The sequence below is a fragment of the Arthrobacter sp. 135MFCol5.1 genome, assembly GCF_000374865.1.
In the GTDB taxonomy this organism is placed as follows: domain Bacteria; phylum Actinomycetota; class Actinomycetes; order Actinomycetales; family Micrococcaceae; genus Arthrobacter.
In genome coordinates this window covers 41481-59730 of sequence record NZ_KB895469.1, presented here as the reverse complement: position 1 = coordinate 59730, position 18250 = coordinate 41481, and the positions used below count along the sequence as shown (strand labels likewise).

The 18250-nt window shown below is 67.0% G+C and carries 21 protein-coding genes and 1 pseudogene; 12 read left to right on the top strand and 10 right to left on the bottom strand.

The annotated features are described in order from the left end of the window. A partial coding sequence (locus C563_RS0119235; RefSeq protein WP_026265132.1) for an FAD-dependent monooxygenase occupies positions 1-306 on the top strand: 306 nt, incomplete at its 5' end. A gap of 37 nt (positions 307-343) precedes the next feature. Here the strand turns inward: C563_RS0119235 and C563_RS0119230 are convergent. After that, positions 344-883 carry a TetR/AcrR family transcriptional regulator gene (locus tag C563_RS0119230; protein WP_018763706.1) on the bottom strand — a complete coding sequence of 180 codons (540 nt, stop codon included), beginning with the start codon at positions 881-883 and terminating at the stop codon, positions 344-346. Positions 884-938: 55 nt separating this feature from the next. On the opposite strand from C563_RS0119230, the gene C563_RS0119225 reads away from it, so the two are divergent. Next, positions 939-1979: an FAD-dependent monooxygenase gene (locus C563_RS0119225; RefSeq protein WP_043424459.1), complete on the top strand. Its 1041-nt coding sequence runs from the start codon at positions 939-941 to the stop codon at positions 1977-1979. Here C563_RS0119225 and C563_RS22300 read toward each other — a convergent pair. Together C563_RS22300 and C563_RS0119215 are read right to left on the bottom strand one after the other, a co-directional pair. After that, a pseudogene (locus C563_RS22300) lies at positions 1954-2109 on the bottom strand (acyl-CoA thioesterase); the annotation flags it as partial. The gene C563_RS0119225 and the pseudogene C563_RS22300 overlap by 26 nt on opposite strands. A 7-nt stretch (positions 2110-2116) precedes the next feature. Further along, on the bottom strand, positions 2117-2620 hold the full coding sequence (locus C563_RS0119215) for a GNAT family N-acetyltransferase (protein WP_018763703.1): 504 nt from the start codon (positions 2618-2620) through the stop codon (positions 2117-2119). Positions 2621-2775: 155 nt separating this feature from the next. Here C563_RS0119215 and C563_RS0119210 point away from each other — a divergent pair, with 155 nt between their 5' ends. The 3 genes from C563_RS0119210 to C563_RS0119200 all read left to right on the top strand — a co-directional run bounded on the left by C563_RS0119210 (position 2776) and on the right by C563_RS0119200 (position 4639). Further along, positions 2776-3291 carry a MarR family winged helix-turn-helix transcriptional regulator gene (locus tag C563_RS0119210; RefSeq protein ID WP_018763702.1) on the top strand — a complete coding sequence of 172 codons (516 nt, stop codon included), beginning with the start codon at positions 2776-2778 and terminating at the stop codon, positions 3289-3291. A gap of 149 nt (positions 3292-3440) precedes the next feature. Further along, positions 3441-3710 carry a hypothetical protein gene (locus C563_RS0119205; protein WP_155845223.1) on the top strand — a complete coding sequence of 90 codons (270 nt, stop codon included), beginning with the start codon at positions 3441-3443 and terminating at the stop codon, positions 3708-3710. Next, the gene (locus tag C563_RS0119200; RefSeq protein ID WP_018763700.1) at positions 3707-4639 is read left to right on the top strand and encodes a serine/threonine-protein kinase; all 933 of its coding nucleotides are present in this window, start codon (positions 3707-3709) and stop codon (positions 4637-4639) included. The genes C563_RS0119205 and C563_RS0119200 overlap by 4 nt, the downstream gene beginning before the upstream one ends. Here C563_RS0119200 and C563_RS0119195 read toward each other — a convergent pair. Both C563_RS0119195 and purB read right to left on the bottom strand, forming a co-directional pair. Further along, positions 4636-5313, bottom strand: a complete 678-nt coding sequence (locus C563_RS0119195) for a histidine phosphatase family protein (protein WP_018763699.1) — start codon at positions 5311-5313, stop codon at positions 4636-4638. The two genes, C563_RS0119200 and C563_RS0119195, sit on opposite strands and share 4 nt — an antisense overlap. Before the next feature lie 142 nt (positions 5314-5455). After that, positions 5456-6898: an adenylosuccinate lyase gene (gene purB / locus C563_RS0119190; RefSeq protein ID WP_018763698.1), complete on the bottom strand. Its 1443-nt coding sequence runs from the start codon at positions 6896-6898 to the stop codon at positions 5456-5458. 167 nt (positions 6899-7065) lie between these two features. On the opposite strand from purB, the gene C563_RS21650 reads away from it, so the two are divergent. Together C563_RS21650 and C563_RS0119180 are read left to right on the top strand one after the other, a co-directional pair. Beyond that, the gene (locus C563_RS21650; protein WP_018763697.1) at positions 7066-7371 is read left to right on the top strand and encodes a hypothetical protein; all 306 of its coding nucleotides are present in this window, start codon (positions 7066-7068) and stop codon (positions 7369-7371) included. Beyond that, the gene (locus C563_RS0119180) at positions 7368-8741 is read left to right on the top strand and encodes a hypothetical protein (RefSeq protein ID WP_043424463.1); all 1374 of its coding nucleotides are present in this window, start codon (positions 7368-7370) and stop codon (positions 8739-8741) included. Before C563_RS21650 ends, C563_RS0119180 begins: the two co-directional genes overlap by 4 nt. Before the next feature lies 1 nt (position 8742). On the opposite strand, the gene C563_RS21645 is transcribed toward C563_RS0119180, so the two are convergent. Further along, positions 8743-9642, bottom strand: coding sequence for a hypothetical protein (locus tag C563_RS21645; protein ID WP_231369934.1), 900 nt, complete (start codon positions 9640-9642; stop codon positions 8743-8745). Positions 9643-9837: 195 nt separating this feature from the next. Continuing rightward, complete coding sequence (locus tag C563_RS0119170) at positions 9838-10263, bottom strand: phage holin family protein (RefSeq protein WP_018763694.1); 426 nt, start codon at positions 10261-10263, stop codon at positions 9838-9840. A 105-nt stretch (positions 10264-10368) separates the two neighbouring features. Here C563_RS0119170 and C563_RS0119165 point away from each other — a divergent pair, with 105 nt between their 5' ends. The 5 genes from C563_RS0119165 to C563_RS0119145 all read left to right on the top strand — a co-directional run bounded on the left by C563_RS0119165 (position 10369) and on the right by C563_RS0119145 (position 15939). Beyond that, complete coding sequence (locus tag C563_RS0119165) at positions 10369-11487, top strand: histidinol-phosphate transaminase (protein ID WP_018763693.1); 1119 nt, start codon at positions 10369-10371, stop codon at positions 11485-11487. A gap of 150 nt (positions 11488-11637) precedes the next feature. Further along, on the top strand, positions 11638-12870 hold the full coding sequence (gene pdhA / locus C563_RS0119160) for a pyruvate dehydrogenase (acetyl-transferring) E1 component subunit alpha (protein ID WP_018763692.1): 1233 nt from the start codon (positions 11638-11640) through the stop codon (positions 12868-12870). Further along, positions 12870-13850 carry an alpha-ketoacid dehydrogenase subunit beta gene (locus C563_RS0119155; RefSeq protein WP_018763691.1) on the top strand — a complete coding sequence of 327 codons (981 nt, stop codon included), beginning with the start codon at positions 12870-12872 and terminating at the stop codon, positions 13848-13850. Before pdhA ends, C563_RS0119155 begins: the two co-directional genes overlap by 1 nt. A 7-nt stretch (positions 13851-13857) precedes the next feature. Next, complete coding sequence (locus tag C563_RS0119150) at positions 13858-15318, top strand: dihydrolipoamide acetyltransferase family protein (protein WP_018763690.1); 1461 nt, start codon at positions 13858-13860, stop codon at positions 15316-15318. 3 nt (positions 15319-15321) lie between these two features. After that, a complete protein-coding gene (locus tag C563_RS0119145) occupies positions 15322-15939 on the top strand; it encodes a phosphatase PAP2 family protein (RefSeq protein ID WP_018763689.1) in 618 nt (205 codons plus the stop codon). A 39-nt stretch (positions 15940-15978) separates the two neighbouring features. Here C563_RS0119145 and C563_RS0119140 read toward each other — a convergent pair whose 3' ends face one another. The 3 genes from C563_RS0119140 to C563_RS0119130 form a co-directional block, all read right to left on the bottom strand. Then, complete coding sequence (locus tag C563_RS0119140; protein WP_018763688.1) at positions 15979-16314, bottom strand: hypothetical protein; 336 nt, start codon at positions 16312-16314, stop codon at positions 15979-15981. Between the two features lie 156 nt (positions 16315-16470). Further along, positions 16471-16899, bottom strand: a complete 429-nt coding sequence (locus C563_RS0119135) for a universal stress protein (RefSeq protein WP_018763687.1) — start codon at positions 16897-16899, stop codon at positions 16471-16473. Between the two features lie 44 nt (positions 16900-16943). Further along, a complete protein-coding gene (locus C563_RS0119130) occupies positions 16944-18236 on the bottom strand; it encodes an aminotransferase-like domain-containing protein (protein WP_026265129.1) in 1293 nt (430 codons plus the stop codon). Positions 18237-18250 lie beyond the last annotated feature (14 nt).

The window sequence follows — 18250 nt, the reverse complement described above, 5'->3', positions numbered from 1 at the left end:
CCGCCCACCGGAGCCAAGGGCCTGAACCTGGCCATCAACGACGTCAAGGTCCTCTTCGAGGGGCTGGACAGCCACTACAACTCCGGATCGGGACACCTGCTGGACACCTACAGCGACCGCGCCCTGGATCGGGTCTGGAAGGCGCAGCAGTTCTCGTACTGGATGACCACCATGCTGCACACCCCCGCGGACGCCGACGACTTCTCCCGGGCCCGCCAGCTTGGCGAACTGAATTCCGTGGTTTCATCGCGGCACGGCATGGCCTACCTTGCCGAGGCGTACACAGGCTGGCCCGGCGCGTCCTAGGGGCCAGGGAGGACGACGACGGACTGCCGGGCCCGCTTTACGGGGCCAGCAGGCGGCGGATCGCCGCTGCGGTTGCGGCCACGTCGGGCTGCTGGTCCCGGCGGACGGTGAGCAGGTGGAGCAACAGGCCGTCGGCGTAGTCGGCGACGTCCTGCGCCCGCCTTGCTGCGCCCGCCACTCCCAAACCATCCAAGGCCTGCTCCAACCCGCCCACCAGCAGGTAGTGGCCGGCGGTCACCGCCTCGGGCCGGTCCAGCGACAGGGCCAGCCGCGCCCGCGTGAGGCCGGCGTGCTGCCGGGCCAGGGCGAGCACCATGGCGGCCAGCTGGTCCGCCAGTTCCGGAATGCCCGGCGGCGGTCCGGCCGGACCGGCCTCCCGCAGCAGTCCGGCGTCAAGCTGCAGGAGGCGGTCCAGCGCGGCCTCCACGAGGGCTGCCCGGCTCCGGAAGTAGTTGGACGTGGTGCCTTCCGGGAGTCCGGCGGCGGCGTCGACGGCGCGATGGGTCAGGCCTTTCATTCCCTTGTTCGCAACCACCCCCAGGGCGGCATCCATCAGTTCCGTGCGGCGGTCAGGCATGCGCCCAGTGTAAGTGCCTCTTCCATGCCACTACAAAAGTAGTAAAATTGCCTGCATGGAAGCGATCTCGATCGTGGGCGGCGGCATCGCGGGCCTGGCCCTGGCGGCCAGCCTGGACCCTTCACGCTATGACGTGTCCATATTCGAGAAGCGCCCCGAACTGCCCACGGTGGGCGCCGTGCTGGCCATGTGGCCCAATGCGCAGCGTGCGCTGGCGCGGGTGGGGGTCCTGGCCGGGGCGCGTGCGGTCAGCCCGGTGCTGGGAAACGGGTCCATCCGCAATGCCGCAGGCAAGCCCTGGGTCACCGTCCGGGGCGGGGAGTTGTTCGGCATTTCCCGGGTGGACCTGTTGCGGCTGCTGGATGGAGCCGTGCCCGGAACCGTCCGCAGGGTGGCTTCCCATGTGCGGCAATTGCCTCCGGTGGACGGGCTGCTGGTGGGTGCCGACGGGGTGCACAGCGTGGTCCGCCGCGAAGTGTGGGGCACTGCATCGGATGCCAGGCTGACTTCCGCCCTCGCTGTCCGCGGCACCATTCCGTCCCCGGTAGAAGCCGGCGAGGTGGGGGAGTATTGGGGGCAGGGCGACCTGTTCGGCATTGCCGCCGCCCCCGGGGGAACCAACTGGTACGGGAGCTGGCGGTCAACGCTCGGCCCCACGGGAATCGACGTGGAAGAGGCGCTCACGCAGGCCAGGCGGCGCTTTGCGGACCACGCACCCGCCATCCGGCAGGTGCTGGCCGCCGCGAGTCCGGAGCTTTCGTTGGCCCAAAGGATCTGGACTGTGCCCCCATTGCGGTCCTATGTCAGCGGTGCGGCGGTGCTGGTAGGGGACGCGGCGCATGCCATGACGCCCAACCTCGGCCGGGGCGCCTGTGAATCGCTGGTGGACGCCGTGGTCCTGGCGGATCTGCTGAACAGCCTGCCGCGGGAAAAGGCGCTCGCCGCCTACGACCGGCAGCGCCGGCTGCGGACGCGCGCCCTTAGCCTAGGGTCCGCGGCGATGATGAAGGTGGCTCTGGCGGACGGTGCCCAACCCTTCCGGGACCGCCTGCTCAACCTCGCCGCCCGGCTCAGTCCTGCTGCAGCGTATCCGTGAGGCGGTGGGTGGGGATCCGGTTGCGGTCGTAGGTGGTCTCCGTGTAACCGTGCGGTGCGGGTTTGCCGGATGCGTTCAGGTTGACGGAGGCGATCTCCTCGATGGTGAGGACGGCTTGCATGGTGATCATGCCGGTCCTAGGCCATGGCCGTGTGGGCGGCGCTGCGGGCGTTGATGCTCTTGGCGTAGCAGTAAGAGTGCTGCACCCCGGTATAGGGCCCAAAATTTGGAATCGCCTCAAAGCCGGAATTTTCGTAGAAATTCCTTCCGTCGGGCTGGGCCGAGCCGGCTTCCGCCTTGATGCGCGTGATGCCCTGCTTGAAGGCCTCTGCCTCCAGGGCCGCCAGGATGGAGCTGGCGACGCCCGAACCGCGCGTGTAGGGCAGGACGTAGAGCCTTTTGATCTCCGCCGTCGATCCGTCCAGGAGCCGCAGCCCGCCGCAGCCCACGGGCTGTCCCGAGCCCTTGTCATAGGCCACCAGGAAGACGGCGCAGTCGGCGCCCGACGGCGGCGGGCCGGGTTCGTGGTCCGGCCGGCCAAAGCGGGCGTCGAGTTCGGCCTGCTGGGCGCGGCGAAGATCAGCGCCCACGGGATTGGACCAGGGGACCTGCCTGATGTTCAGCCTGGGGTTTGTCTGCATATCTGCCTCGATTCGCCGGAGGGGTATGCCTGACAAGGCTAGGTGCCCGGGATTACGCGGGTGTTTCCTAACGGTAAGCACCTGGATAACGCCATTCCGCTGCGTATCCGTAAGTTGCTTGGCAGGCTAGTTATCAGTTGGTCTAAAATGATTCCATGGTTTCTACGGGCAATGAGGGCTCCGGCTACTGGTATGGGCCTGACGGGCAGCTGGACTACAGCGCAGCGGTTTTGAAGTCGCTCCGCGACTACCGGTCGGCGGAGACGGAAATCCGCCGTACCACCAGGGATTCCATGGGCATGGGCGAAACGGACATTCTCGCCCTGCGGTACCTATTGCGGGTGCAGGCGTCCGGCAAGCAGGCGGTGCCCAAGGACCTGAGCCAGTTCCTCAATATCACGAGCGCTTCCACGACGTCGTTGATCGACCGGCTCGTTGCCAGCGGCCATGTCCGGCGTGAACCGCACCCCACCGACCGGCGCTCTGTGGTGGTCATCGCCACCGGGGAATCGGATAAGGAAGTCCGCGAAACGCTGGGGGCCATGCATCGCCGAATGATGTCCGTGGCGGAAAGCCTCTCGGCCGAGGATGCGCGCATCGTGGTTGATTTCCTGCAGCGGATGACGGACGCCCTTGCTGCGCATGACGGGGAAGCAAAGAAGATTAGCTAGGCGGACTAGCTAGATCAACTAGTTATATGTAAGCTTACGATTGTTCCCCGAAGCTGCTTCCCAACGGAGTCGTGAGTGAGTTGGTTACTTTCACCGAAATTTCACCGCCTGATCCCTGCGATGATGCGGCAATGCTGACGAGTCCCCGCATGGTGCGACCCTCCCTGGACGGCAATTCCGCGCCGCAGGGAAAGTCCGCGATCCACTGCGGTACTGCAATGCAGCTGGTCACTCCCGCTGTGGGCTCCGAGGGCGCCAGCTACACGTTCGCGCCGGCTGACAGCAACAGCATTGAACTTCCGCCCGTGTGGCGCTGCGGCTGCGGGTTCCAGCTCGATGCGTGGCCTGCGGGCGGTGACCGCAAACGATCAGCGGGCGCCTCCCGCCAGGAATCCTCCTCAGCTGTCCTGCCGGCATGACCGCCGTCGGGACGGTGCTGCCCGCGGCAGTGCAGCAGCCCCCCAATCCGGCCGCGGGCGTCGTGTTGGCCGGGCGGTACCGGCTTGGCGAAAGGCTGGGTCGCGGATCCGCTGCCGAGGTGTTCCGGGCCGTTGACCTGGAAGGCGGCCCCGATGCCGCCGTCAAGATTGCCACAGCAGGACACCGGAAGCACCAGCAGCGGATCCACAATGAGGCGGCGGTCCTGGCCGGGCTGGACCACCCCTCCATCGTGAGGTTTATTGCCGGAGGCGTCATGCCTGCAGGTAGTCCTTCCGCCGGGCATGCCTTCCTGATCGAAGAACTGGCGCTCGGGACAAGCCTCGCGGAGGCCATCCGGATGCGGAGCATGCCCCAGGCAGATATTGCCGTGTGGGCGCGCGGTCTCTTCGGTGCGCTGGCGCACCTTCATTCCAGGGGACTGGTGCACCGCGACATCAAACCGGCCAACCTGATGTTGAGCGGCCTGCGGAGGAGTCCGGTGCGGATTATCGATTTCGGGATTGCCGCGCCTGCGGGTTCTGCCCCCGAACCGGGCATCTCCTCCGGGACTGTGCATTACATGAGTCCGGAGCAGGCTTCCGGCCACGTAGCGGACCCGTCGTGGGATGTTTATGCCCTGGGCCTGGTCCTCCTGGAACTCCTCACCGGGACCAAGGCGTTCCCAGGGACGGCAATCGAGTCCCTCGTGGCCCGGACCCTGAGGTCCCCGAAGGTCCCGGACCACCTGGGCGACTGGGGCGTCCTGTTGCGCGCACTGACTGCGATGGACGCCACGCAGAGGCCGGCGGCGGCGGACGCAGCCGCAATGGCAGCCCGGCTTGTCCCCGCGGTTCCGCGGGGCAGCCAGGGCAGTCCGTGCAGGACGCGGCGGATCTTCCCCGGCCGCCGGCACCGGCAGCAGCTCTAGGGAGCCGTGACGTCCCGGCCGGTCGGATCTTCTGCCGTCGGGTCGGCCAAGGCAAGGCCGCCTACGGGGCTGCCATCCCAGTGGATTAGGTTCCACCCGCCATCCAGGCTCCCCTCGACCGCCACGATTCCGGTGTTTGCCAGGATGTGCCGGGCCGCAAACTCGTGTCCTGCACCCCGGGCCCGCAGCCCCGTCCACGTACGGATCGCGGCGCCGTGGCTGACGACGGCCGCCGTGCCGTGCCGGTCCCGCACCGCCCGCTCCACCACGTTCGCGATGGCAGCGTCGAAGCGGTCGAAGAAGGCATGGCCGTCGGGTCCCGCCGGCATGCGCTGGTCCAGGTTCCCGGCGGCCCAGGAGATAACGGTCCCCATGTAGCGCTTGTGCGATTCGTGGTCCGTGAGCTTCTCCAGGGAGCCTGCCTCGATTTCGTGCAGGCCGTCCAGGACTTCAATGTCCAGGGAATGCCGCCGGGCCAGCGGGGCCGCGGTGATCTGCGTCCGGATCAGCGTGGAGGCGTAGAGCGCCCCGATCCGCTCGTTGGCCAGGGCCCGTGCCATGGCCTCGGCCTGGCGTTCACCCAGTTCGGTCAATCCAGGACCGGGGTGGTCGGTGTCCAGTTGGCCCAGGACGTTGCCGGGGGTCTCGCCGTGACGGATCAGGAGCAGCCTCATGATTCCAGTTTCCCACCCGATCGGACACCGGCTCTCACCTGCGCCGCAGCGGCAGGCCGGCACGCGGGCCGGGATACACGGACGGCGCCGGACCCTCCCGGACCCGGCGCCGTCGTCGTGCGTTCCTGCCCTGTTGTGGGCTTTACCTCAGGTGGTCCACCAGCTGGTCCGCAATGCCGGTGTACTTGCCGGGCGTGAGGTCCAGGAGCCGGGCCTCGGCCTCGGGGGACAAGCCCAGGCCCTGCACGAATTCCCGCATGCGGGCGGCGTCCACGCGGTGGCCGCGCGTGAGGTCCTTCAGCCGTTCGTACGGGTTCTCCATGCCTTCGACGCCGGCGATCGCCTCTGCGCGCATGACCATCTGGATGGCCTCTCCCAGGACTTCCCAGTTGGTGTCCAGGTCGCCTGCCAGCACGTCCTCGGCCACGTCCAGGCGCTCCAGGCCCTTGGCAACGTTCGAGATGGCAAGCAGGGAGTGGCCGAAAGCTACGCCGATGTTGCGCTGGCTGGAGGAATCGGTGAGGTCGCGCTGCCAGCGGGAGGTGACCAGGGTGGAACCCAGGACGTCCAGCAGGCCGGAGGAGATCTCCAGGTTGGCTTCAGCGTTTTCGAACCGGATGGGGTTGACCTTGTGCGGCATGGTGGAGGAGCCCGTGGCGCCGGCGACGGGGATCTGCGCGAAGTAGCCGATGGAGATGTAGCTCCAGATGTCGGTGCAGACATTGTGCAGGATCCGGTTGAAGCGGGCGACGTCGGCGTACAGCTCGGCCTGCCAGTCGTGGCTTTCGATCTGGGTGGTCAGCGGGTTCCAGGTGAGGCCCAACCCCTCAACGAAGGACTTGGACACCTGCTGCCAGTCAGCACCCGGGACAGAGGCCACATGGGCGGCGTAGGTGCCGGTGGCGCCATTGATCTTGCCCAGGTATTCGGTCCTGGCAATCCGGTCCAGCTGGCGGGTCAGGCGGTGCGCGATGACAGCCAGTTCCTTGCCCAGGGTGGTGGGGGTGGCCGGCTGGCCGTGCGTGCGGGACAGCATGGGAACCGCGCGGTTCTCCTCCGCCATGGTGCTGATTTGCGCCACGAGCTTGCGGGCAGCGGGGAGCCACACGTCCTCCACGGCACCCTTCACGCCGAGGGCATAGGACAAGTTGTTGATGTCCTCGGACGTGCAGCCGAAGTGGACCATGGCGGTCAGGTTTTCGATGCCGATGGCGGGCAGGCGGCGCCCGATGTAGTACTCCACAGCCTTCACGTCGTGGACCGTAACGGCCTCGATCTCTGCGAGTTCGGCCACCGAGGCGGCGTCGAACTCCGTGACGACGGCGCGGAGCTGCTCCTGCTGTTCCGTGCTCAGCGGGCCGGCGCCGGGAAGGACGTTGTTGCTGGTCAGGTGGATGAGCCACTCCACTTCAACGGCCACGCGGTCCCGGTTCAGTGCGGCCTCTGACAAGTAATCGACCAGGGGCGCGACGGCGGGCTGGTAGCGGCCGTCGAGGGGTCCGAGCGCGATTTTTTCCGGCGACGCGGCGAGGGCCAGGCGTCCTGAGGGCGTACGGGTGTCAGCTGTGGCGGCAGTTTCAGGCATGCGTTGATTCTTTCACGAAGTCGGGCGGCGCCTTAAGCGGGCAGCTCACGTTACTTGTCCACATAGCCGACGGCGGCCCTTATGCGCGGCGGCCGGTGTTCCTAGCGTTGGGATGGCAGGTGGTGGGGCGGGGAGTGATGAGCCCGGAAGGCAGGGTAGGAGAGGGCATGGGGAACGATGTGACGGAGGGGATTTGGGGCAGTGCGCAGCGCACCGGCGGCGAGCTCCAGCAACTGACAGGCCGGATCGCGGGCTGTGAGGGCCGGGTGGAACAGGTCTTGGCAGGTATCCGCGACACCCAGCTGCTCACCTGGGAGTCGCCGGCGGGCCGCGCCTACCGGGATGCGCTTTCAGTGCAGGCTGCCGCGTTGCGTTCGGCAGTCAGGTGGCTGGAGGACGCCAGGCAAGCGGTGGGCCGCCGTGCGGGCGAGCAGGTTCCCCTGCCCCCCACCGGTTCGGGGTGGCCGGGATGACTACAGACTTTCCGCCCGGCTCCGAGGGCATCAGGCTGTCCCGCTCCTCGAGGGACGGGGACCTGACGGTGCGCGGCGGGGTCGGCGGCATCAGCGTTCAGCTCGAGGAACTGACAAGCGGCGCACGCAGGATTGATGACCTTGCCGGAGATCTCCTGGACGCGGAGGTGGAGATGGGGCGTGTCCTGGACGACCTCTGCATGCTCGACCATCAGGCCCCGTGGTCAGATGCGCCGCACGTGGGGGCTGTGCGGGAAGGCCACTTCCGGCTTCGCACTGTGCGCAGCGGGATGCAGGAACTTGCCGCCCATGTTCGGGCCTGCGTGCGTGACTACGCTGACGCCGAGCACTGGGCCGCAGCGGGCCGGCGGATTGGTATCAACTGGTCCAGCGACGCCGGACCTTCCCTCGAACTCATGACCCAAGCCCGCGCGGTGGACCGTTCCGCGATGGAATCGATCATTGTGGGCCTGGGACTTGGGGCGCCGGAAATGCAAAAGGGCATCGATAATGCGCCCCATGCCAGGGACCTGGTCCTGAAGCTCTTTGCCGGGAACGCGGTTCCACGGGCCATCTCTGTTCGGCAGGAGGAATCAGTGCGTGTTGACCTTGATACCTCACCGGCCGGTCTCCTGGAACAGATCCGCCTCATCGATGCCCGCGGGGCCGGTTTTATCGAGGTCATCCAGGTCGATAACGGCGGTCAAAAGACGTTCGTCGTCGTGATTCCGGGTACCCAGTCCGCCGGAAAGTACGCCGGCGGTTCAAACCCTTTCGATGAGGCCGGCATCGCCGAGGGAATGCTCTACGACTCCGAGCAGATCAACGCTGCCGTGCTGCAGGCACTGGCTGCCGCCGGGGCCGAACCAGGAGCACCCGTGGTGGCGGTGGGATACAGCCAGGGTGGCATCCACGCCATGAACTTTGCCTCCGACCCGCGGGTTGGGCAGGAATACGACGTGAGGTATGTGCTGACGGCAGGGTCGCCGGTGGCGGGGATCAGCGTTGACGAAAAGATTTCGGCCCTGCACCTGGAGCACCAGGCCGATTGGGTTCCGGGCGCGGACGGTGCGGCGAACCCCGAAACCCGCAATCGCGTTACCGTCTCCCTCGACACCCCGCTCCGTGAGGTGCAGGGCGAGGGCGCCCTCGGGCTGGGCCACGGCTTGGCCGGCTACCAGGAAGGTGCGCGGCTGGTCTCGGCAAGCAGCGATCCCTCACTTGTCAGGTCCACCGCAGCTTTGGGCGGCGTCTTGGGAGCAGGCGGGGTTGCCACTGCCACGCGGTTTTCCTTGACCCGGGCAAAAGCGCCATCATCCCTGGTTCCCCCTGATGCCCGCGCCAGGGAGCGACACCTCGGCGGCCGCTGAATCACGCGATCTGGGCGGCGTGCATCGCGGCGTAGGCATCAAGCGGGGCCGGGTCCGGCGGCGGGACCGGCAGCGGAGCCGCGGGGGCGGGGGCCGCGCCGGGGCACCGGTAGTTGTAGTCGAGGTCCCCGTCAGTGAACTGCGTGAGGGCAACCATGCCGCCTGGCGTGAGGGGTACTTCCCCGCACAGCTCCCGCGCCGTGGAGGTGGATTCCGCACCCGCCAGCCAGCTCTTGAGCCCGGAGAGGTTGCTTCCCGGATTGATGGCGCCGACGATTTCGCCGAATTGATATGCCGTGGAGTAGATCCCCACCTCTGCCCCCGCGCTTTGCAGGTACGCCGCCATGCCTTCCAGTTCGGCGGCGTTGGCGGCCTTGTCCCAGAGCCAGCTGTTTCCGGTTTCAACGTCCAGCCACCACGTACGCCGCTCCCCGCCGCCCGCTTCCTTCAGGATCGCCACGTCATTGAGGGCCATGGCGTACCCGTGGACATAGGCGCAGGCCGGCGATGCCGAGCCGTCGCACACTCCGTAGGGGTTCCCGACGTCCTTGCCCTGGTACGTGTTGCCCGCCGGCCACCACAAGGGTTCCACCGGCCCGGTGGCGGCGGTGTTCACGTACACCGCCGCCGGAGTTCCTGCGGTGGCATCGGAGGTGCGCTCCGCCCAGGCCAATTGGGCGGACAGGCAGGGATTGACCGTGTCCGGACGCCCGCCGTTGACCCCCACGATCGCAAAGGCCGGCGGTCCGGGAAGGTCGCCGCCGCATTGCGGCCAGGAGATGTCGTTGCCGAGCGCGGCTCCGTCGGCAGGGGCGGCCCCTGCTGTGACTGCCCCTTGTGCCGGGCCCGCCTGCCAGGCGAACAGCAGGCAGGCGGCAACCATGATTCTTATGGCCCTCACTGATGGCCCCCGTTCCAGTAACTGACAGCAACGGGCCGCACGGCGGCCCAACTGGCAGCAGCCTAGGAGGCCGGGTCCCGCGGGTCATGGGTGGCCGGTACTGCAATTTCAGAGCGGTTCAGAGGACGCGCACCTGCCGAGTACTTGGTTCGGGGCGTATTCCTACTTGGGCGGGAAGGTCCCGGACGGCCGGAATCAGCGCCGGCGGCCCGGCAGGATGCCCGCCACCATGGAGACCAGGGAGATGATGATGGCGGCCAGCACCGCGGTCCAGAAGAAGGAATCAATGGTGAGGTGTACGGGGGTGTAACTGCTGATCCATGCGGTCAGGTAGAGCATGGCGGCGTTGATGACGATGGCGAACAGGCCAAGCGTCAGGATGGTGATGGGCAGGGCCAGGAGCCTTACCAATGGCCGCACGAAGGCGTTGACCACCCCGAAGATGAGGCCGATGAAGAGATAGGCCAGGACAATCCCGATGGTGCCGGTATCCTGCGATATCCCGGACCGTGCCACCGCATCGGACGTCGCGGTGCTTGAGATGTCCATTCCCGGCAGTATCCAACTGGCCACCCAGAGGGCTGCTGCGTTGACGATGACGCGAAGGATGAAGGAACCCATGCCACCATGCTTCCACATGGTCAGGGGCGCCGGCTTGCAGCGCGGGCGTGGATTTCCGGGTTTGCCTCCCGGGTGCCCCCGGCAGCCGCGAAGTAGGCTGGAACCATGACCTCATCTGAGACCAGGGAAGGCGGAATAGCGCCGCGCCCGGTGCTGGACCGACTGCCCCGTTATGCCGCAGGAAAACCGCCCGCCGCCGTCAGCGGACTGGCCAGCTATAAGTTGTCATCAAACGAGAACCCGCTGCCGCCGATTCCTGCGGTGCTGGAGGCCATTGCCCGGCAGGATGACTTCAACCGGTATCCGGATCCCCTGAGCAGCAAGCTGAGGGCAGCACTTGCCAAATTCCTTGGCGTACCGGCCGAGGACATCGTGACCGGCGCGGGAAGCCTGGGGGCCCTGGGCCAGATCCTTGCGGCCTTTGCCGGTCAGAATGAGGACGGCAAGGCCGACGAGGTGATCTATGCGTGGCGGTCTTTCGAGGCCTACCCCATCAGCGTCGGCCTTGCAGGTGCGGAAAGTGTGCGCATCCCCGTGCTGCCGGACGGCCGGCATGACCTGGACGCCATGGCCGCTGCAGTCACAGCCCGCACCAGGGTCATCATCCTCTGCACGCCCAACAATCCCACCGGGCCCGCCCTCACGGCGGCCGAGACTGAGGCCTTCATCCGGTCCGTTCCCGCCGATGTGGTGGTGGTGATCGACGAGGCCTACCAGGAGTTCGTCAGGGCGGCAGGCGCCGTCGACGGGATCGACCTCTACCGCAAATACCCCAATGTCGTCGTGCTCCGGACGTTCTCCAAGGCCCATGGCCTGGCAGGACTCCGGGTCGGCTACAGCGTGTCCCGTCCCCAGCTGACCCAGTACCTTCGCATCGCAGCAACGCCCTTTGCGGTGTCCCAAATTGCGGAGCGTGCGGCCATTGTTTCACTCGAGAACTATGGCCAGGTTGTGGAAAGGGTACAAAAGCTCGTCGACGAGAGGGAGCGTGTCACCGCTGGCCTGCGGGATCTGGGCTGGGATATTCCCGATGCGCAGGGCAACTTCGTATGGCTGGCCCTCGGCGCCGAAAGTGCTGCGTTTGCGGAGCTGGCAGGCTCGCGTGCCCTCTCCGTGCGGGCGTTTCCCGGCGAAGGTGTAAGGGTAAGTATCGGGGAGGCTGAAGCCAACACGCGTTTCCTCCAGTTGTGTGCCGACTATACAAAGGCACCGGCCAGTTCCTAGCACTTAACAAGTAGCCCTTCCGCTACCTACCGAAGATAAAGTTAGGATCAGTAAGCCAATGTATATGCCGCAAGCGGAATGTATTCCATGTGCGGCATATATCCCAGCGACATTTGCATTGCATCCGGATGCGGCAAGCAAGGAGACGGTATGGGCACTCATCTGCCTTCCACCGAGTTCGACGGAACAGCGGTAGACGACCAGCGGGAAGCTGATGCTGAGGCTGTCTTGGGCGAGCCCGCCGCCCCCATGGTCCAGCTGCTCGGCCCCGATGGGAAGCTCGGCGCCGATCCGGTGTTCAGCAGGTATGCGGACAAGCTCACCCCCGAAGCGCTGCGCGGCCTGTACGCCGACATGGCCGCGATCCGCCGGTTCGACGTTGAAGCCACCGCCCTGCAGCGCCAGGGCCAGCTGGCATTGTGGGTGCCGCTCACGGGCCAGGAAGCTGCGCAGATCGGCTCGGGCCGTGCCAGCCAGCCGCAGGACTACATCTTCCCCACGTACCGTGAGCACGGCGTCGCCCTGACCCGCAACGTGGACCTTGCCGAACTCCTGCGCCAGTTCCGCGGAGTCTCCAACGGCGGCTGGAACCCCAAGGACACCAACTTCCACCTGTACACGCTGGTCCTGGCCGCACAGACCCTCCATGCCGTTGGCTATGCGATGGGAATCCAGCGCGACCAGAAGCTCGCCGCCGCAACCGATGGCGCAGGCAAGGAGCCGGACGCCGCCGTGATCGCCTACTTCGGCGACGGCGCCAGCTCCGAAGGCGACGTCCACGAATCAATGGTGTTCGCCTCCTCCTACAACGCCCCGGTGGTGTTCTTCTGCCAGAACAACCACTGGGCCATTTCCGTGCCCACCAACGTCCAGACCCGGGTCCCGCTCTCCAACCGGGCCAAAGGGTATGGCTTCCCGGGCATCCGGGTGGACGGCAACGACGTGATCGCCGTGCACGCGGTCACCGAGTGGGCGCTGGAGCACGCCCGCCAGGGCAAGGGGCCGGTCCTGATCGAGGCCTTCACATACCGGGTGGGAGCGCATACCACCGCCGACGATCCCACCAAGTACCGCCAGTCTGCCGAAGAGGACGCGTGGCGGGCGAAGGATCCGCTGGCGCGGCTGGAGAAGTACCTGCGCGCCGAGGGCCTGGCGGCTGACGACTTCTTCGCCAAGGTCAGGGCCGACGGCGACGAGCTCGCCTCCTACGTCCGGCGCACCGCCCACGACCTTCAGGACCCGGACATCCGGCAGGCTTTCGCCAACGTCTATGCCGAGGCCCACCCGCTGGTGGCCGAGGAACTGGCGTGGTTCGAGGAATACAGCGCAGGATTTGCCGGCGAGGACGAGTCCGCCGGGCAGGCAGCAAAGGCAGGCCACTGATGACCACCATGACCATCGCGAAGGCCATCAACGAAGGCCTCCGCGCCACGCTGGCGGCCAACCCTAAATCGCTCCTGATGGGCGAGGACATCGGCCCCCTCGGCGGTGTCTACCGGGTAACGGACGGGCTGATCGGCGAATTCGGCCCCGACCGGGTCGTGGACACGCCGCTGGCCGAGTCCGGGATCATCGGCACCGCGATAGGCCTGGCCCTGCGCGGGTACAGCCCGGTGTGCGAGATCCAGTTCGACGGCTTCGTCTTCCCCGGCTTCAACCAGATCACCACCCAGCTGGCCAAGATCCATTCGCGCAGCAGCGGCAACCTCAGCGTGCCCGTCGTCATCCGGATCCCCTACGGCGGCGGCATCGGCTCCATCGAGCACCACTCCGAGTCTCCCGAGGCGCTGTTCGCGCACACGGCCGGCCTGCGCATCATCACCCCGTCCAACCCGCATGACGCCTACTGGATGATCCAACAGGCCGTGGAGTGCAAGGATCCGGTGATCATCTTCGAACCCAAGCGGCGCTATTGGCTCAAGGGCGACGTTGACGTCCAGGCCCCCGGCCCCTCCGCGGACCCCTTCAAGGCCCACGTCCTCCGCGAGGGAACGGACGCCACCGTGGTCGCATACGGCCCCCTGGTGCCCGTTGCCCTGGCGGCCGCGAATGCCGCGGAGGAGGACGGCAGGAGCCTTGAGGTCATCGACCTCCGGTCCATCTCCCCGATCGACTTCGACACCGTCACCGCGTCCGTCCTGAAGACCGGCCGGCTGATCGTCGCGCACGAGGCTCCCACGTTCGGCGGAGTGGGCGGCGAGATCGCCGCCAGGATCAGCGAGCGGGCGTTCCACTCCCTGGAGGCGCCGGTAATCCGCGTCGGCGGTTTCCACATGCCGTACCCCGTTGCCAAGGTGGAGGAAGACTACCTTCCGGACATCGACCGCATCCTGGAGGCGCTGGACCGCGCCCTCTCCTACTGAGGACACCATGACCCTTAACAAGTTCAACCTGCCGGACGTCGGCGAGGGCCTTACCGAGGCTGAAATCGTTTCCTGGAAGGTCAAGCCGGGCGACGCCGTCGCCATCAACGACGTGATCTGCGAGATCGAAACCGCAAAGTCGATCGTGGAACTGCCGTCCCCCTTTGCCGGGACCGTCAGCGAGCTGCTGGTGGAGGAGGGCGTGACCGTTGACGTCGGCACGGCCATTATCAGCGTCAGCGACGAAGTCTCCGGCGACCCCACTCCTGCCGATGTCCGCGCGCCGGAGCCCCCGGCGCAGCCGCTGTACGGCAAGCTCCCCGTGGACGCGGCAGAAGAACCGACGGCGGCCGGCAGCGGGAGCTCCCCGGCCAATGCTCCCTTGGTGGGCTCCGGACCCAAGGCCGACGCCGTCAAGCGGCGCCCCCGCAAGAACGCACCCGCCGCCTCGGTGACGGTAAACGCTCCCGAAGTTGAGCCGGTGCAGCCGCGGACGCCAGCCGAGGTGACCGGCAGCGAAACTGCCGCCGTGGACAACCGCCCCACCCTTGGCGGCACCATCACGGGCCTGGTCAACCGGGTCCTGGCCAAGCCGCCGGTCCGCAAGATCGCCCGCGACCTCGGCATCGACCTCGCGGATGTGGTGGCCACCGGTTCCCGCGGCGAGGTCACGCGCGAGGACCTGGTCAGCTACCAGGCGCAGCGCGATGCGGAACTGGACAAGGCTGACGGCTTCTGGGGCAAGGCCGGCAAGCCACAGGACCAGCGCATCGAGCGTATCCCGGTCAAGGGTGTCCGCAAGGCCACGGCCAAGGCGATGGTGGAGTCTGCTTTCGCGGCCCCGCACGTCAGCATCTTCGTGGACGTCGACGCCAGCCGCACCATGGAATTCGTCAAGCGGCTCAAGGCCTCCCGCGATTTTGAGGGCATCAGGGTATCCCCGCTCCTCATCCTCGCCAAGGCCGTTATCTGGGCCGCCGCCCGCAACCCCAGCGTGAACGCATCGTGGGTGGACAACGGCGACGGCAGCGCCGAGATCCAGGTCAAGCACTTCATGAACCTGGGCATTGCCGCCGCCACCCCGCGCGGATTGATGGTCCCGAACATCAAGAACGCCCAGGACCTGTCGCTGAAGGAACTGGCCCTGGCGCTGAACAACCTGGCCACCACCGCCCGGGCAGGGAAAACCCAGCCCGCGGAAATGCAGGGCGGCACGCTCACGGTCACCAACATCGGGGCACTGGGCATCGACACGGGAACGCCCATCATCAACCCGGGTGAGGTGGCCATCGTCGCGTTCGGCACCATCAAGCAGAAGCCGTGGGTCCTGGATGGCGAGGTGATTCCGCGCTGGATCACCACGCTGGGCGGATCCTTTGACCACCGTGTGGTGGACGGTGATTTGTCCGCCCGCTTCATGGCCGACGTCGCGGCCATCCTGGAAGAGCCCGCGCTCCTCCTGGACTAGGCCGTGCCCGTCAACACCGTGCCGCTGCGGGCGAAGAACCGCGCGGCCACCTGGATCACGGAGGTGTTCCAGCCGCCGGTGGTGGTCAGCATCCAGCTGTTGATCAGCCCGCTGGCCGAGCCGGGATTTCCGGGAACCATCGGCTACGGTGCACTCGCGGCGTTGTTTGTCTGCGTGCTGCCGCTGGCGGTGCTGCTGGTCCTGGTCCGGCTGGGCAAGGTCACGGACCACCATGTAAGCGACCGCAAGCAGCGCGCGCCCGTGCTCCTGATGGCATTGGCATGCATCGCCGTCGGACTGCTGGTCCTGGCAGCGGCAGGTGCGCCGCACAGCGTGGTTGCCATGGTCCTGGCGGTGGTGGGCGGCGTGGCGGTGTTGGCCGCGGTCAGCCTGTTCTGGAAAATGAGCGGCCATGCCGCTGCCATATCTTGCGCCGCCGTCGTATCGGTGCTGATGCTCGGCGCCGCCTGGGCGCCGTTGCTGGTGCTGGTTCCGGCGGTCTGCTGGTCGCGCGTTGTGCTTCGGGCGCATACGCTGCCCCAGGTGGTGGCCGGTGCACTCTTTGGCGGGGTGGTGATGGCCGGGATCTGGTGGCTGCTGCGGGGCTGGCTGGTGGGCTGAATGCCCGTCCCGGGGTACGGGGAAGTACGGCGCGCGGGCCTAGTAGGCGGCGTAGGCCGTGAAGGCTTCAAGGACGGCCGGGTCGGCGCTGGTGCCGAGGAAGACGGTTGCGGCCGTCATCAGGCCTCCCAACAGGGCTGCTGCACCTGCCCAGGCGCTGAGGAGTTTCCAGTCTTCGCGCAGGACGCTGCGCACGGTCTGCGGCAGCTGCAGTCCGGGGGCGATCAGGTTGGGAGCGCTGTCCAGGCTGCCGTCGTCGAGCAGTGCCACCACCCTGCCGTTGCTGCGGTCCACCCGCATTGAGGAGATGTGGTTCCCGTGGCGGGCCAGGAGGATGTCGTGGCCGACGAGCTGACGGCGCTGCAGAGTAATCAAGGGAGGCCTTTGCTGGAGGTGAATGGACGTGTCCACGCCTTTGGGGGCCTCTCCAATTTTATCGTTGCAGACCGTGCCGGGCCGCCGTTTCGGCGGTGAGAACGGACACCCCCCGCAGCGATGTCCGCCACCACGGGGAGTGTCCGCCGTTACGCTTCAGTCGGCGTCGTAGGTGTTGGCGATGTAGACATCGCAGGGCGCGTTGTGCGCCACGCTGTTGGCCACGCTGCCCAGTACCCGGCCGATTCCGTGCATCCGCCGGTTCCCCACCACGATCATGCGTGCGTCCACGCGCAGGGCCTCCTTGATGAGGGCGTCCGCCGGCCGTCCGCGTGCGGCCGAGTACGTCACCGTGACATCCCGGCCCAGGGATTCCGCCACCGTGCGGGCAACCTGTTCGGCGGCATCGGCGTCGGACACGATCCAGCGGTCGCTGCCGCTGCCGAACACCTCAGTCTTGTCGCTGTCGAACGCGGACACCACGTGCAGCGAGCTGCCCAGCGCCGCGGCCAGGTCCTTTGCCGACTCGGCCGCTTTCTTTGCCGTTGCGCTGCCGTCGACCCCTACAACGATGATTCCACCCATATGCATGCTCCCTTGCTCGGTTTTCGGCACTCGTGAGCCTTACGCTACAGCGCCGCAATCGCTTCCTGAAGCACCGGCGCCAATCGGCGGACGCCTTCCGCGATGGCGTCCGGGGGGACAGCGCTGAAGGCGAGCCGCAGCTTGTTGGACGGCTCGTCCGACGGCGTGAAGGCGGCTCCGGGGATGAACACCACGCCGGCGTCGATCGCCTTGTGCAGCAGCGGGTAGGTGTCCACGCCCTGGGGCAGCGTCACCCAGACGAAGAACCCGCCCTGCGGGCTGGTCCAGGTGGTTCCGGCCGGCATGTATTCCTCGAGGGCGGCCAGCATGGCCCGGCACCGTTCGGCGTAGAGGACCCGGTAGGTTTCGATCTGGCCCTTCCAGTCGTACTCGCGCAGGTACGCGGAGACCAGCATCTGGTTCAGGGCCGGCGGGCAGAGGGTGACGGACTCGGCGGCCAGGTAGTAGCGCCGCTGCAGGTGTTCAGGGACCAGTGCCCAGCCGATCCGCAGGCCCGGGGCGAAGATCTTGGAGAACGAGCCCAGATAGATGACGTCGTCGGGATTGGCGGCGCGCAGGGGTGCCAGCGGTTCGCCCTCGAAGCGGAGGAGTCCGTAGGGGTTGTCCTCGAGCACAAGGATATTCGCCCTGCGGCATATATCCACCACCTGCTGCCGGCGCTCCTTGGCCAGCGTGATGCCGGAGGGGTTGTTGAAGTTGGGAATTGTGTACAGGAACTTGATGCTTTTGCCGGCGAGCTGGAGGGCCGCGATCCGGGCTTCCAGCAGCTCCGGGACCAGGCCGTACTGGTCCATCTCCACCGTTTCAACCTGGACCTGGTAGGCCTCGAACGTATTGAGCGCCCCGACGTAGGTGGGGTCCTCCACCAGGACGACGTCGCCGGGATTGCAGAAGAGCTTGGTGGCCACGTCCTGTGCCGACTGCGAGCCTGCGGTAATCACCACGTTCCGGGGGTTCGCGTCCAGGATGCCCTCCGCGGCCATGACCTCGCAGATCTGTTCCCGGAGCTCCTCCGTGCCCTGGCCCGCCCCGTATTGAAGCGCGGTCAACCCGTCGTTGGCGATGATCGCGGCCGCCGTTTCCGCCAGACGTTCCAGCGGGAGCGACTGCAGGTAGGGGCTGCCGCCGGCCAGCGAGACCAGGCCGGGGCGCAGCGAAATGTCGAAGACATCCCGGACGGCTGACTGGCGGATGTTGGCAGCCCGTTCGGAGAAGAGCTCCTCGTGGCGGTGTGCCGAGGTGGCGGCACGCTCGATCGCATCGATGGCCTCCGCGGGCAGCGTGCCGGCGGACGCGTCAAGTGTTTCGTGGGTCACAAAGCCAGAATACA

Bases quoted from the DNA above. Each gene is read 5' to 3' on its own strand.
- C563_RS0119180 (WP_043424463.1), top strand. From the start codon at position 7,368: ATGACTACAGACTTTCCGCCCGGCTCCGAGGGCATCAGGCTGTCCCGC.
- C563_RS0119165 (WP_018763693.1), top strand. From the start codon at position 10,369: ATGACCTCATCTGAGACCAGGGAAGGCGGAATAGCGCCGCGCCCGGTG.
- C563_RS0119170 (WP_018763694.1), bottom strand. From the start codon at position 10,263: ATGGGTTCCTTCATCCTTCGCGTCATCGTCAACGCAGCAGCCCTCTGG.
- C563_RS0119150 (WP_018763690.1), top strand. From the start codon at position 13,858: ATGACCCTTAACAAGTTCAACCTGCCGGACGTCGGCGAGGGCCTTACC.
- C563_RS0119230 (WP_018763706.1), bottom strand. From the start codon at position 883: ATGCCTGACCGCCGCACGGAACTGATGGATGCCGCCCTGGGGGTGGTT.
- C563_RS0119205 (WP_155845223.1), top strand. From the start codon at position 3,441: ATGGTGCGACCCTCCCTGGACGGCAATTCCGCGCCGCAGGGAAAGTCC.
- C563_RS0119225 (WP_043424459.1), top strand. From the start codon at position 939: ATGGAAGCGATCTCGATCGTGGGCGGCGGCATCGCGGGCCTGGCCCTG.
- C563_RS0119135 (WP_018763687.1), bottom strand. From the start codon at position 16,899: ATGGGTGGAATCATCGTTGTAGGGGTCGACGGCAGCGCAACGGCAAAG.
- C563_RS21650 (WP_018763697.1), top strand. From the start codon at position 7,066: ATGGGGAACGATGTGACGGAGGGGATTTGGGGCAGTGCGCAGCGCACC.
- pdhA (WP_018763692.1), top strand. From the start codon at position 11,638: ATGGGCACTCATCTGCCTTCCACCGAGTTCGACGGAACAGCGGTAGAC.
- C563_RS0119215 (WP_018763703.1), bottom strand. From the start codon at position 2,620: ATGCAGACAAACCCCAGGCTGAACATCAGGCAGGTCCCCTGGTCCAAT.
- C563_RS0119155 (WP_018763691.1), top strand. From the start codon at position 12,870: ATGACCACCATGACCATCGCGAAGGCCATCAACGAAGGCCTCCGCGCC.
- purB (WP_018763698.1), bottom strand. From the start codon at position 6,898: ATGCCTGAAACTGCCGCCACAGCTGACACCCGTACGCCCTCAGGACGC.
- C563_RS0119210 (WP_018763702.1), top strand. From the start codon at position 2,776: ATGGTTTCTACGGGCAATGAGGGCTCCGGCTACTGGTATGGGCCTGAC.
- C563_RS0119200 (WP_018763700.1), top strand. From the start codon at position 3,707: ATGACCGCCGTCGGGACGGTGCTGCCCGCGGCAGTGCAGCAGCCCCCC.
- C563_RS0119195 (WP_018763699.1), bottom strand. From the start codon at position 5,313: ATGAGGCTGCTCCTGATCCGTCACGGCGAGACCCCCGGCAACGTCCTG.